The sequence below is a fragment of the Sutcliffiella deserti genome, assembly GCF_020037475.1.
Classification (GTDB): domain Bacteria; phylum Bacillota; class Bacilli; order Bacillales; family Bacillaceae_I; genus Sutcliffiella_A; species Sutcliffiella_A deserti.
The window spans coordinates 41206-53647 of sequence record NZ_JAIQDB010000002.1; the positions used below are offsets into that span (position 1 = coordinate 41206).

The following is a 12442-nucleotide window of genomic DNA, read 5'->3' on the forward strand; positions in this document are numbered from 1 at the left end:
GCCATTTTATACATATTTATCACCGTTTTTAAAAGCAAGACCTCAGCAGTTAACCGCATGAAAAATGAGGTGTTTACCATCGAAGATAAACGCCGCCCATTCCAAGCAATGGCATTAATGTCCACGATTCTTTCCTACCTAGTTGGTCCAACCTTAGTCGGATTATTTGCAGGAAGATGGCTGGATGGAAAATTTGGTGCTGAACCATTGTTTCTTATCTTAGGACTTCTATTAGGACTAGCAACCGGAGTATACGGAGTATTATACGCAGTCCGCCAATTCTTCTCAGGAGAGTCATAATATGCCTGAATCAAAAGAAATATTCATAAGGCACGTCAAGTACTTCTTATTTCTTAGCGCCTTATCAGTTTTAGGGTGGGGATTAACTCCATACCCGGAATGGTTCCTTGGTTATCTTATAGGAATTATCATCAGCTTTTACAATCACTGGCTTTTATATCGAAAAGTCGGAAAGTTTACCGAAGCAGTCGCCACTGGTGGGCGGGCATATTCGCTAGGTACATTATCAAGAATGGCTGCAGCAATACTTGGTGTAGTCGTGGCTGTAAGATTTCCAGAACACGTTAATCTGTACAGCGTCATCGTGGGGATTATGACATCCTATATTGTCATTATCATAGATTCATTTGTAATACTCTTTACAAGCAGTGGGGAAGAGAGGTGAGTACTGTTGGATCACAAAGCTCCTATATGGACAATTGAAGTATTAGGTGGGAGTTTAAGCTTCAATCTATCTAACATTTTAATGACAATTATTACTGCCATTATTGTGTTCCTGATCGCGGTTTTAGCAACAAAAACACTTGCAATGAAGCCTACCGGCGCGCAAAACTTTATGGAATGGCTGGTTGATTTCGCAAGAGGAATTATTAGCAGTACAATGGATTTAAGAACAGGCGGAAGATTTCTTGCATTAGCATTAACTCTTTTAATGTATGTGTTTGTTGCAAACATGCTAGGGTTACCTTTCGCAATTGTAACAGCCGAACATTATTTATGGTGGAAGTCACCTACAGCAGACCCTGTAATTACGTTAAGCTTAGCCGTTATGGTTGTTGCCTTAACACATTACTACGGGATTCAGTTAAAAGGCTTCAAGGAATACGGAAAAGATTTCTTCAAACCAATGAAGTTTTTATTTCCACTAAAGATTATAGAAGAATTCGCTAACACTTTAACGCTTGGTCTTCGTTTATATGGAAACATATTTGCGGGTGAGATTCTTTTGGGCTTACTTGCTGGACTAGCTGTGAATGGTTATCAAATGGGCTTCTTCTCCGGTATCGTTGGCACATTAGTAGCCATAATACCGATGTTAATATGGCAAGCATTTAGTTTGTTTATCGGAACGATTCAAGCGTTCATTTTTACCATGTTAACAATGGTCTATATGGCACACAAAGTGAGTCATGACCATTAATTTATAAATTTTAACAAACAAACAATTTTTTTAATCATAAGGAGGAAATTATCAATGGGTGCATTAGCAGCAGCAATCGCAATTGGTTTAGCAGCATTAGGAGCAGGTTTTGGTAACGGTATGATCGTAAGTAAAACAGTAGAAGGTATCGCTCGTCAGCCTGAACTTAAATCAGCACTACAAACAACAATGTTCATCGGGGTAGCACTAGTTGAGGCGATTCCTATCATCGCAGTAGTAGTAGCGTTCATGGTAATGGGAGCTTAATCTATTAGTTATTCAAAAAATGGCGAAGTCCGTCTCACATGAGAACCTTCGCCTTTCCTTTATGAAAAGTATTATTAATAGGTACAAAAAACATTAAATATCCGTTAATAAATTTGATAAATTATTAGAAAATACCTAGCCTAATGAGGTCCGGATTATCCCCGAGGCATCATCGAGCTAGCGCTTTTCTTATGTATTCCTTGAAGGGAGTGAAAGCATTGTATAGCTTAGATCACTTAGTTCTTGGTGCGGGACTCCTTACTTTAGGAGACGCAATATTCCAAGTTATTACATTTTTAATCCTACTAATTTTACTTCGAAAATTTGCTTGGGATAAGCTATTAGGAATGATGAAGCAACGTGAAGATCATATTGCTGGCGAAATCCAATCAGCTGAACGAAGTAATGAAGAAGCAAGAAAGCTTGCAGAAGAGCAAAAAGCTCTTTTAAAAGAAGCACGTCTTGAAGCACAAGCGCTTGTTGAGGGTGCGAAGAAGATTGCTGAAGACCAAAAAGCAGATATCGTAAGAGCTGCTCAAGAAGAATCAGCACGTTTAAAAGAATCAGCAAGAAAAGAAATCGTTCAAGAGAAAGAGCAAGCAGTTGTGGCATTACGCGAGCAAGTTGCGTCCCTTTCTGTATTGATTGCTTCTAAAGTAATTGAAAAAGAATTGAACACACAAGATCAACAAAAGCTTATTGATGATTATGTGAAACAGGTAGGCGAAGGTCGATGAGCAAAAACGGAGTAGCAAAGCGTTATGCACTCGCTCTTATCAGCCTTGCGAAAGAACATAATCTTTATAGTCAATTTGACTCAGAGCTAGCGGAAGTAAGAAAGGTATTTGTACAAAACCAGGACTTACAAATGGTTTTAAGCAACCCAAAAATCCGCAAAGATTCCAAAAAGCACATCATCCAAGAAGGTTTTGCAAACGTATCGCCATTAATTGTCAATACGCTAAAGCTTTTAATAGATCGTCACCGTCAATCCATCGTGATTGATATGATTGATGAGTATCAGGAATTGTCCAACGAAGCACGTAACGTGGCAAGCGCAAAGGTTTACTCCGTTCGTGAGCTTTCCGAAGCAGAAAAAGCAACTCTTTCTTCTGTTTTCGCAGCAAAAGTTGGAAAATCAGCATTAATGATTGAAAACATTGTCGACCCATCAATCATCGGCGGTGTGAAAATTCGCATCGGTAACCGCATTTATGATGGCAGTGTTAGTGGCAAATTAGAACGTCTTGGACGTCAACTTACAACGAATAGATAGTAGATAGGGGTGAAATTCATGAGCATCAAAGCTGAAGAAATTAGTGCACTGATAAAAAAGCAGATCGAAAGCTATCAGTCAGAAATCGAAGTTAGCGATGTTGGTACTGTAATCCAAGTTGGGGATGGTATCGCTCGTGCTCATGGTCTCGACAACGTTATGGCTGGAGAGCTTGTTGAATTTTCTAACGGAGTTATGGGTCTTGCTCAAAACCTGGAAGAAAACAACGTCGGTATTATTATCTTAGGACCATACCGTGAGATCAAAGAAGGCGATGAAGTACGTCGTACAGGCCGTATCATGGAAGTACCGGTAGGAGAACAACTTATCGGCCGTGTAGTAAACCCATTAGGACAACCAGTTGATGGTTTAGGTCCTATTGAAACAACAAAAACTCGTCCAATTGAAGGAGCAGCTCCTGGTGTAATGGATCGTAAATCCGTTCATGAGCCACTTCAAACAGGGATCAAAGCGATTGATGCGCTTGTACCTATCGGACGTGGGCAACGTGAGTTAATTATCGGAGACCGTCAAACTGGTAAAACAGCAGTAGCGATTGACACGATTCTTAACCAAAAAGACCAAGACATGGTGTGTATCTATGTTGCAATCGGTCAAAAAGAATCTACTGTTCGTGGAGTAGTAGAAACTTTACGTAAGCATGGTGCACTCGATTACACAATCGTTGTAACGGCATCTGCTTCTCAACCTGCTCCAATGCTATTCTTAGCACCATACACAGGGGTAACAATGGGTGAAGAATTCATGTATGATGGCAAGCACGTGTTAGTTATCTATGATGACTTAACAAAGCAAGCTTCTGCATACCGTGAGCTTTCCTTATTACTTAAGCGTCCTCCAGGTCGTGAAGCTTACCCTGGTGACGTATTCTACCTTCACTCTCGTTTACTCGAGCGTGCAGCAAAACTTAGTGATGCAAAAGGCGCAGGATCTCTTACAGCTCTTCCGTTCATTGAAACGCAAGCTGGTGACGTATCTGCCTACATCCCAACAAACGTTATCTCCATCACTGATGGACAAATATTCTTACAATCAGATCTATTCTTCTCCGGAGTACGTCCTGCGATCAACGCCGGTTTATCCGTATCCCGTGTAGGTGGATCTGCTCAAACTAAAGCGATGAAGAAGGTATCTGGTACACTTCGTCTTGACTTGGCATCTTATCGTGAGCTAGAAGCGTTCGCACAGTTCGGTTCTGACCTAGATAAAGCGACACAAGCAAAGCTGAACCGTGGTGCTCGTACTGTTGAAGTTCTTAAGCAAGGTTTAAACAAACCATTAAGAATGGAAAAACAGGTTGCGATTCTTTATGCACTGACAAAAGGATTCATCGATGATGTTCCTGTAGTGGATGTTACTCGTTTTGAGGATGAGTACCTATTGTGGTTAGAGCATAACCGTAAAGAACTTCTAGAAGAAATTCGCACAACTAAAGGTTTACCAAAGGATGAGAACAGCTTCAATGAAGCTATCCTAGCATTCAAAAAGACTTTCGTACCTACTGAAAAGTAATAGATTGACATAGTGAGTAAAGCACAAAGTAATGGAGGAAAACGAATCAACCTTCGCTTCCTCCTTTCGATGTGTCATACCACTCTGAATAGGGTTAAAAAGGTGGTGAGAACCTTTGGCATCATTACGCGACATAAAAACGAGAATTACCTCGACGAAGAAAACAAGTCAAATTACCAAAGCAATGCAAATGGTTTCTGCATCAAAGTTGAATCGTGCAGAAACAAACGCCAAAGCTTTTGGTCCTTATATGGATAAAATTCAAGAGGTTGTTGCAAGTATTGCTTTAGGAAGTACAGATATCACGCATCCAATGTTACAGACCCGTCCGGTTAAGCGAACAGGATACATCGTTATGTCTTCTGACCGTGGTCTAGCAGGTGCCTATAACAGTAACGTTTTACGTACGGTTTACCAAACCATAAATAAGCGTCACAAGTCTCAAGATGAATACGCAGTAATTGCCATCGGTCGAATAGGCCGCGACTTTTTCAGAAAGCGCAATATTCCTGTATACTCCGAAATTACTGGCCTTGGAGACCAAGTCTCTTTTGCAGAAATTAAGGACATTGCCAATCGTGCGGTAAGCATGTTTGAGGATGGAACATTTGATGAGCTTTATGTGTATTACAACCATTTTGTAAGTGCAATTTCTCAAGAGGTTACCGAGAAAAAACTTCTCCCTCTAACAGAAATCGCTCCTACAACAAAAATAACTTCTTATGAGTTCGAACCTTCCCAGGAAGGTATCTTAGAAGTATTGCTGCCTCAATATGCAGAAAGCCTGATTTACGGCGCATTATTAGACGCAAAAGCAAGTGAGCATGCTGCTCGTATGACAGCTATGCAAAGTGCCACAGATAACGCAAAAGAGCTTATCCAAGGCCTTACACTTTCTTATAACCGTGCACGTCAAGCAGCGATTACGCAGGAAATTACCGAGATCACAGCAGGTGCTTCAGCTCAAGAGTAATTCGAAAAGCGAAGGTGGCTCGTACAGCTCCGACAAGAATAAGAGGTTTTCTGCAAGAGGTTGTTCTATGACCTCTGGAAGAAAGCAGCTTATGACTCAAGAAGCTGGCCACCGCAGCTAGAAATTAAACCTATATTTAAAGAATCCAATCAATATAGAACAAATTTTGCAAAAGTAAGATAGGAGGGAATACGATGCAAGGTCGCGTTACTCAAATTATGGGTCCAGTTGTTGACATTAAGTTTGACAGCGGACAGCTTCCTGAAATATACAACGCTCTTCATATTAATCATAAAGCGCGTAGCGGAAACGAAGTAGATGTTACTTTAACATTGGAAGTTGCTCTTCACTTAGGAGACAACTCCGTTCGTGCAATCGCTATGGCTTCTACAGACGGTCTCGTTCGTGGCATGGAAGTAGCAGATTCTGGTCATCCTATCTCCGTACCGGTAGGGGATATTACACTTGGTCGTGTATTCAACGTACTAGGAGAAAACATTGACTTAGATGCACCAATCCCAGCGGACTCTCGTCGTGATCCAATTCACAGACTTGCACCGACTTTCGAACAGTTATCAACGGATGTTGAAATCCTTGAAACTGGTATCAAAGTAGTAGACTTACTTGCTCCTTACATCAAGGGTGGTAAGATCGGTCTATTCGGTGGTGCCGGAGTTGGTAAAACAGTACTAATCCAGGAGCTAATCAACAACATCGCACAAGAACACGGTGGTATCTCCGTATTCGCAGGTGTTGGTGAGCGTACTCGTGAAGGAAATGACCTTTACTACGAGATGACAGACTCTGGAGTTATCAAGAAAACTGCCATGGTATTCGGACAAATGAATGAGCCACCTGGAGCACGTATGCGTGTTGCACTAACTGGTCTTACAATGGCTGAATACTTCCGTGATGACCAAGGACAAGACGTTCTTTTCTTCATGGATAACATCTTCCGTTTCACACAAGCAGGTTCTGAGGTATCCGCACTACTAGGACGTATGCCATCTGCCGTTGGTTACCAACCAACACTTGCTACAGAAATGGGTCAATTACAAGAGCGTATCACGTCTACATCCGTTGGTTCCGTAACATCGATTCAAGCGATCTACGTACCTGCCGATGACTACACGGATCCGGCTCCTGCAACAACTTTCGCTCACTTGGATGCAACAACTAACCTTGAGCGTAAGCTTTCTGAAATGGGTATCTACCCTGCGGTGGATCCATTAGCATCTACTTCCCGTGCATTATCACCTGAAATCGTTGGGGATGAGCATTACGGAATCGCTCGTGAAGTGCAATCTACTTTACAGCGTTATAAAGAATTACAAGATATCATTGCTATCTTAGGTATGGATGAGTTAACGGACGAAGATAAATTAACCGTTCACCGTGCTCGTCGTATCCAATTCTTCTTATCTCAAAACTTCCACGTAGCGGAGCAGTTCACTGGACAAAAAGGATCTTATGTTCCTGTTCAAGAAACTGTGAAGGGCTTCAGGGATATCCTTGATGGCAAATACGACCACCTACCTGAAGATGCATTCCGTCTAGTTGGACGCATTGAAGAAGTGTTGGAAAAAGCGAAGCAAATGGGTGTAGAAGTTTAATTAAAGGGACCTAGGAGGGAATGAAATGAAGACGTTAAAAGTCAGTGTAGTTACTCCCGATGGCCCGGTTTATGAATCAGACGTAGAGATGGTAGTAGCAAGAGCTCAAAGCGGAGAACTTGGAGTCCTACCTGGACATATTCCTATGGTTGCTCCACTTCAAATCGGTACCGTTCGCATGAAAAAAGAAAACGGTACAGACCAAGTGGCAGTCAATGGAGGATTTATAGAAGTACGTCCTGATAAAGTTACGATCCTTGCTCAAACTGCAGAAGCAGCAGAGAAAATCGATCTTACTCGTGCAGAAGAAGCAAGAAAACGTGCGGAACAACGTATTCAATCCAAACAGGATGACATCGACTACCGCCGTGCCGAGCTTGCTCTCAAACGCGCTATCAACCGCATCAATGTAGCAAAACGAGGGTAACGCTTACCCTGAATATATAGAAGAAAAACCCCTGACCCTTGTGGTTGGGGGTTTTCTTGTGAGGTGCCCACAGCTAAATCACAGGGTAATTCGTAACGGAAAACACAACGTTTTCACATCAAAAAGGCTTAGAGTTTTTCCTTTAAGCCTTTTTCTTTATTTAATGATCCATTAAAGCTCCGAATATTACTCTGCATTTTTCTTTCTCTCTTCACGAAGTTCTATGATTCTTTTGTTTTGATTTAATTGTTCCTTAAGTAGACCTATTATTGTACCTAAGGACCGATATCATTAATTCATTCCTCTGATAGAATTTTTAAGATTTACTAGATGTATGGACAGGAATGTTGCCCAGTTTTTTTGCGCCACACTTTGCTCAATCTTCTTAATAGTTTGTTAATATTATAATAACTATACATAAGGAGGGTGTTTATGGTAAATAACGGCAATATGAAAAGAGTAGCCAATGGTATCTCGTTCGGATTAACACTAATATTATTGGTATTATTTATTCTCTGGTTGTCCCTAGTAACAAACTATAGAGATAACAATTGGGTATATTATCTAGTACCATTATTTTTAGTTTCATTTATCTTATCTGTAATTGGTATGCCATTTGATAAGAAAAATGGTAAATTTATTATTATACGGACCTTATTGCACTAACCTGCTCCGATAGTAAAAAATTCACTGCTGTTGTTTCGCAATCGGTCCCGTTAGTGCAATGCTCCGTTACCTGCTTTTGCAAAAGAGAAAAAAATCCAAATGTATAGTGTAATGAATAAAAGGAATAAAAGTGCGAGCAACATTAAACCAATCATCGCCACTTTTCTTGTCTTTATATCTAAGAAGAGAGCTAGTATCAATGCAAATATTGCCAAATATAACGGGACTTGGTAAGGGATTCCAAGTAGGTAATAGACACCTTCAACGTGTGGAGAAACCTCTCCGAAAATCTCAAAAATAAATAAGCCTATCAAAACAAATCCAAAAATAAGAATGATTTTACTGTAGAGCCCTCCCCTCCCATTCTGCTACCATTTTCATCATTTCATAAATTTTTCCTGATTTTGAAAGAATACGCTCACTTTTCTCTTTTGTATATGCTTGAACAGCTTCAATTAAGACCCATTGCTCTGAGAATGCTTGGCACTCTTCTTCCCATATCATTAGAGACACCTCCTAATATTTACTTTATTGTATCATGATAGAATATAAATATAATGTCACTGATTACTGAATGCTTCCATTGCTTACTAAAGATTAGCCCCCGTTAATTGAATAAGGCTTAGTCAATTTTATATTTTCTTTAGAGTCAATAACATTTCTAAAGCATCTGAAAGTATATCCTTTTGACGTTCTATCACATCGAGTTCTTTCTTCACCTTTAAAATAGAATTTAATAAAACTTCATCGCTGATGGTTGAATTCATGTTCTCTTCAATTAGTTGATACGAGTTCATTTGGACCTCATAGTTTCCTGTAAGAAGACGATAAACCAATGTATCAAGGTATTCTGAACAATCAAAAGGCTTTAATGCAAATAACAAAGAACCCCTATAACCGATAGTTTTAGGGTCATTTATCATTTCTATTAGTGGTTTTACAGCATCCTTATCACCGATGTCACTGAGTGCAATAGCAATTGCATTTCGTATCCTGTGATTCTCAGTGCTTTTTAAATACTTGATAAGAAGAGGAAGAGCATCATTGTTTTTAATTTCACCGACCCTTTCCAATAAACTTTCTGCTTCCTCAACATTTACACTTTCTAAAGCATTTTTTAATGTTTCTAAATCCATTTTTTCATTCCCTTCATCTTTCGCTAAACAGCATCGTTAGATCAATAAGAAAAAGACAAAAAGACTCTACTCTTATTGAAGTAAAGCTGCCCTTTTGCTTAATGTTAATTATTTCAAATATTATACATTTACTCAAGATATATTTTCCGAACAAAAGAAGCTTACCTTATTCCAGATAAGCTCCTAGTTTGTTGAAGAAAAATCGGTTAACTTTTTGATTAAAAAGTAACAGAAGATAGAAATGGTAAATCAATATTACTAAATAAAAAATTACAAGTGATTTTAGATTGATAATAAAACAATTGCCCCTGAAATCAAGAAAAAGAATATTACTACAAGCAAAGCCATTAGGTAGTCTTTTGATTTACGGTCATAAACCAAAAATAATATCCCATAAATTATTGATAAAAATAATGCTATTATTGAAGAACTTGCTACAGTGCCAATATCGGCAGAAAAGTAACTTTCTACTAAGATAACAAAAAACATAGATATGATAGCTAATGCAATTGCCAACAAATAATTATTGGATATTACATCATTTCCATTTTGGAAGGTAATTTTATCTGAAATTATTTTCAGAAGTAACTTTGATAGGATATAACTAATTAAATAAATTGCCACTATTGTAATAATTTCTATAAATAAGATATGAATCACTCCTTGTAAATTGTTGCTTATTTAGAGGAAGGATTTGGTGTTGCAATCACATGCTTTACCTCACTCCGGTTTACTTAACTTTCGATCTAATAATACAAAAGATTTTAGTTACTAGATGGAGGACGAATAACTTACCTTAACTGGAAAGAAGGATACCAAATAAATAATTTTATATTTATTCAATAAAACTTTTCGTTCATTAAATAGTAATAATTATCCTATACATCTATATTTTAACATTATCTGGTTACCTGCGTTAAACACCTACAAAAAATACCTTATTCAAACCGTATTCACACACCCTCCAATAATTAGTTCTACCTCTAGAAATGGGTTTGTGATTTCATAGTGGATTAAGAAAAAAACACTCATTTAACAGTTGGTATAACAATAAAAAACACACTGTGAATTTCTAGGTGAAATACAGTGCGTTTTGCATTGATATTTACTTGTTTGCACCTCGGAAGTAAACCCATTTTTTATAATCCTAAGGTGTTCCGTTTTGGGGAGGAAAACCTTAAATAACAGGATTTTTAGCACCCAGAATAGAATAAAAAATAACTCACTAATTAGCACAGCAGTGATTTTACTTGTACAAAATACTATACAATTTCTAGTGTAGTTTATGGATTTGTGATAGGTATCAGAACCTGTTATAGAGAGGGTTCCTTTTTCATGACATTTATGTAACCTCTCCATTTAACCAAGTGTTATGGTGGTATACCCATTTAGCAATTTCGTCTACCATATAGAAAATAAAGGAGGCAACAACAGTTAGTAAAAGGTACTCTGGTACAATAAAATATGCAGCAAATCCGAAGCCTATATGTAGAAACCCAGAAATGATAATACGGATCTGGCCGCCATATTTACTTGAAAAATAATCTGTAAAAATAGAAGCAGGTATACCGTAAAGGATGGTTCCAATCGAGCCATAAAAACCAAACAACAATAGTACAATAAGGCTCCCCATTATAGTTTCATAATAGAAAGTGAAACTAGTCACAGAAGAAGAGGAAAGAGTAAATAGATCAACCATAAAGACTGACGGCAACATCATAGAAGTTAGCAGAGCAACCTTAACCTTCCTAAAGCTATCTTGTGTTAGTTTTGCTCTGAATACAGGGAAGAAAAGCAATGCCGAGAAGAAAATCATTACACCTTTTATATAGTTAGGAGTGCTAGAAAAGGAAAATAGTGTGATACATATAATTAAAGTGAGTATTAATACGTAAGAATTGCCTTTTATCATATCTACCCTTCTTCCCCTAGGTTAATGTAATTACAACCATTTCAATTCAACTATAAAGGAATTATTTAGTTTTAGATATATAATTTGACAAAATAATTAAAGGGAAATAGTCAAAATTAGTGCAAGAACTTTTTTGCTTGGAAACACCTACGTTTTGCCTGGAAAAAGCACCTCTGAAGTAACCCCTAACCCTTGTGGTTGGGGATTTTTTGCGGTTTTTGAGAGGCGGGGAGAGTTGTGTTGGGGAATGGTAGGAATGAGGCCATGGGTAGGGGGAAAACAGGGGAGCGATGGTACGAAAGAGTGCGAATAAATCACGACCAGGGGACAAATCGGAAACAGCCTTACAAAACGAGCAAAACGCTAAAGATATATAAAGAAATACAACCGTGCTACAACTATGATTCTAAAAAGCACCCTCTCTTAAGCCCCCACAAGTGTACAAAACATTTAAATCAGCTTTTTTTTGGCTCTGCTAAAGTTGTATGTTGATAATAACGCTATCCTAGCGATGATTGGAGCAAAAGGCGGAGACTCCAACGGGAGATAGCGGTAGACTGGAGACCCCACAGGCGCAGCCGAGGAGGCTCCAGCACCGCCCCGTGGAACGCGTAGCCTTTTGCGGAAATCAACAGCGGCGTTTAACACAGTTTTTTCTAAAATAATCCATAAAAACACACTGCTTAATACAAAATGTGCCAAATATGATACACTTAAATTATCTAATTAATGTTACTTACAACTAACCTATTCAACTAGCAAACTGAATCGGTTTGCTATTTTATCAAAGGAGCAATCTCATGAAAAAGCATAATAAAGTAGGCAGAGTACTATTTTTTATTGGAACTTTTTTTACTGCATTTGGTTTAGCATTTAGGTTTTTGAGCGATACACCTGAGCCTTTTTTTACATTTTCAATTCCTTTAATAATAGCTGGAATAATCCTATTAGTTGCTTCCAATTTTTTTAAAGTAAGTAAAGATAATTCTGGAGAGTGGAGAGAAAAGTATGGTGCATTATTAGTTGCGGTAAGCTGCTTAAGTAGTGCAATCGTAACTTGGGGGAATAACTGGATTCTCACAGGTATTTTAGTATTAGGAGTATTGGTTTGCGGCACTATGGGGATTTATGAGGTAAAAGATGCGCGAACGAAGAGAAATTGAAATACATGAATTTTAAAACCCCCGCACCAAAGCCA

The 12442-nt window shown here is 38.5% G+C and carries 16 protein-coding genes; 12 read left to right on the plus strand and 4 right to left on the minus strand.

The features are described 5' to 3' along the window. The first annotated feature begins 57 nt into the window (after positions 1-57). The 11 genes from K9B36_RS05605 (at position 58) to K9B36_RS05655 (ending at position 8196) form a co-directional block, all read left to right on the plus strand. Positions 58-300: an AtpZ/AtpI family protein gene (locus K9B36_RS05605; protein ID WP_223701043.1), complete on the plus strand. Its 243-nt coding sequence runs from the start codon at positions 58-60 to the stop codon at positions 298-300. 1 nt (position 301) lies between these two features. Further along, on the plus strand, positions 302-685 hold the full coding sequence (locus K9B36_RS05610; RefSeq protein WP_223701044.1) for an ATP synthase subunit I: 384 nt from the start codon (positions 302-304) through the stop codon (positions 683-685). 6 nt (positions 686-691) lie between these two features. Beyond that, positions 692-1441, plus strand: a complete 750-nt coding sequence (gene atpB / locus K9B36_RS05615; protein ID WP_223701045.1) for a F0F1 ATP synthase subunit A — start codon at positions 692-694, stop codon at positions 1439-1441. Positions 1442-1495: 54 nt separating this feature from the next. Next, a complete protein-coding gene (gene atpE / locus K9B36_RS05620; RefSeq protein WP_223701046.1) occupies positions 1496-1708 on the plus strand; it encodes a F0F1 ATP synthase subunit C in 213 nt (70 codons plus the stop codon). A 191-nt stretch (positions 1709-1899) separates the two neighbouring features. Further along, positions 1900-2445: a F0F1 ATP synthase subunit B gene (gene atpF, locus K9B36_RS05625; protein ID WP_399201404.1), complete on the plus strand. Its 546-nt coding sequence runs from the start codon at positions 1900-1902 to the stop codon at positions 2443-2445. Continuing rightward, positions 2442-2984, plus strand: coding sequence for a F0F1 ATP synthase subunit delta (locus K9B36_RS05630; RefSeq protein ID WP_223701048.1), 543 nt, complete (start codon positions 2442-2444; stop codon positions 2982-2984). Before atpF ends, K9B36_RS05630 begins: the two co-directional genes overlap by 4 nt. An 18-nt stretch (positions 2985-3002) precedes the next feature. Further along, entirely contained in the window at positions 3003-4517 is a 1515-nt protein-coding gene (gene atpA / locus K9B36_RS05635) for a F0F1 ATP synthase subunit alpha (protein WP_223701049.1), read from the plus strand. Between the two features lie 115 nt (positions 4518-4632). Continuing rightward, the gene (locus tag K9B36_RS05640) at positions 4633-5490 is read left to right on the plus strand and encodes a F0F1 ATP synthase subunit gamma (RefSeq protein WP_223701050.1); all 858 of its coding nucleotides are present in this window, start codon (positions 4633-4635) and stop codon (positions 5488-5490) included. A 194-nt stretch (positions 5491-5684) separates the two neighbouring features. Beyond that, complete coding sequence (gene atpD / locus K9B36_RS05645) at positions 5685-7103, plus strand: F0F1 ATP synthase subunit beta (RefSeq protein ID WP_223701051.1); 1419 nt, start codon at positions 5685-5687, stop codon at positions 7101-7103. A gap of 25 nt (positions 7104-7128) precedes the next feature. After that, on the plus strand, positions 7129-7530 hold the full coding sequence (locus K9B36_RS05650; protein WP_223701052.1) for a F0F1 ATP synthase subunit epsilon: 402 nt from the start codon (positions 7129-7131) through the stop codon (positions 7528-7530). Between the two features lie 432 nt (positions 7531-7962). Next, positions 7963-8196 (plus strand): hypothetical protein, encoded by a 234-nt coding sequence (locus tag K9B36_RS05655; RefSeq protein ID WP_223701053.1) that lies wholly within the window; start codon positions 7963-7965, stop codon positions 8194-8196. 339 nt (positions 8197-8535) lie between these two features. Here the strand turns inward: K9B36_RS05655 and K9B36_RS05660 are convergent, their stop codons facing one another. From K9B36_RS05660 to K9B36_RS05675, 4 genes are all read right to left on the minus strand, one after another. Continuing rightward, positions 8536-8700: a hypothetical protein gene (locus tag K9B36_RS05660; RefSeq protein ID WP_223701054.1), complete on the minus strand. Its 165-nt coding sequence runs from the start codon at positions 8698-8700 to the stop codon at positions 8536-8538. A 128-nt stretch (positions 8701-8828) separates the two neighbouring features. After that, a complete protein-coding gene (locus tag K9B36_RS05665) occupies positions 8829-9332 on the minus strand; it encodes a HEAT repeat domain-containing protein (protein WP_223701055.1) in 504 nt (167 codons plus the stop codon). Positions 9333-9614: 282 nt separating this feature from the next. Next, positions 9615-9956: a hypothetical protein gene (locus tag K9B36_RS05670; RefSeq protein ID WP_223701056.1), complete on the minus strand. Its 342-nt coding sequence runs from the start codon at positions 9954-9956 to the stop codon at positions 9615-9617. A gap of 718 nt (positions 9957-10674) precedes the next feature. Next, on the minus strand, positions 10675-11244 hold the full coding sequence (locus K9B36_RS05675; RefSeq protein ID WP_223701057.1) for a hypothetical protein: 570 nt from the start codon (positions 11242-11244) through the stop codon (positions 10675-10677). A gap of 800 nt (positions 11245-12044) precedes the next feature. Between K9B36_RS05675 and K9B36_RS05680 the strand changes: the two genes are divergently transcribed. Then, positions 12045-12407 carry a UbiA prenyltransferase family protein gene (locus K9B36_RS05680; protein ID WP_223701058.1) on the plus strand — a complete coding sequence of 121 codons (363 nt, stop codon included), beginning with the start codon at positions 12045-12047 and terminating at the stop codon, positions 12405-12407. Positions 12408-12442: the final 35 nt, after the last annotated feature.

What these genes read in the sequence shown, in the direction of transcription:
- K9B36_RS05605 (WP_223701043.1), top strand. Translation starts at nt 58, where the DNA reads ATGAAAAATGAGGTGTTTACCATCGAAGATAAACGCCGCCCATTCCAA.
- K9B36_RS05610 (WP_223701044.1), top strand. Translation starts at nt 302, where the DNA reads ATGCCTGAATCAAAAGAAATATTCATAAGGCACGTCAAGTACTTCTTA.
- atpE (WP_223701046.1), top strand. Translation starts at nt 1,496, where the DNA reads ATGGGTGCATTAGCAGCAGCAATCGCAATTGGTTTAGCAGCATTAGGA.
- atpF (WP_399201404.1), top strand. Translation starts at nt 1,900, where the DNA reads ATGTATTCCTTGAAGGGAGTGAAAGCATTGTATAGCTTAGATCACTTA.
- K9B36_RS05630 (WP_223701048.1), top strand. Translation starts at nt 2,442, where the DNA reads ATGAGCAAAAACGGAGTAGCAAAGCGTTATGCACTCGCTCTTATCAGC.
- atpA (WP_223701049.1), top strand. Translation starts at nt 3,003, where the DNA reads ATGAGCATCAAAGCTGAAGAAATTAGTGCACTGATAAAAAAGCAGATC.
- atpD (WP_223701051.1), top strand. Translation starts at nt 5,685, where the DNA reads ATGCAAGGTCGCGTTACTCAAATTATGGGTCCAGTTGTTGACATTAAG.
- K9B36_RS05650 (WP_223701052.1), top strand. Translation starts at nt 7,129, where the DNA reads ATGAAGACGTTAAAAGTCAGTGTAGTTACTCCCGATGGCCCGGTTTAT.
- K9B36_RS05655 (WP_223701053.1), top strand. Translation starts at nt 7,963, where the DNA reads ATGGTAAATAACGGCAATATGAAAAGAGTAGCCAATGGTATCTCGTTC.
- K9B36_RS05660 (WP_223701054.1), bottom strand. Translation starts at nt 8,700, where the DNA reads ATGATATGGGAAGAAGAGTGCCAAGCATTCTCAGAGCAATGGGTCTTA.
- K9B36_RS05665 (WP_223701055.1), bottom strand. Translation starts at nt 9,332, where the DNA reads ATGGATTTAGAAACATTAAAAAATGCTTTAGAAAGTGTAAATGTTGAG.
- K9B36_RS05675 (WP_223701057.1), bottom strand. Translation starts at nt 11,244, where the DNA reads ATGATAAAAGGCAATTCTTACGTATTAATACTCACTTTAATTATATGT.
- K9B36_RS05680 (WP_223701058.1), top strand. Translation starts at nt 12,045, where the DNA reads ATGAAAAAGCATAATAAAGTAGGCAGAGTACTATTTTTTATTGGAACT.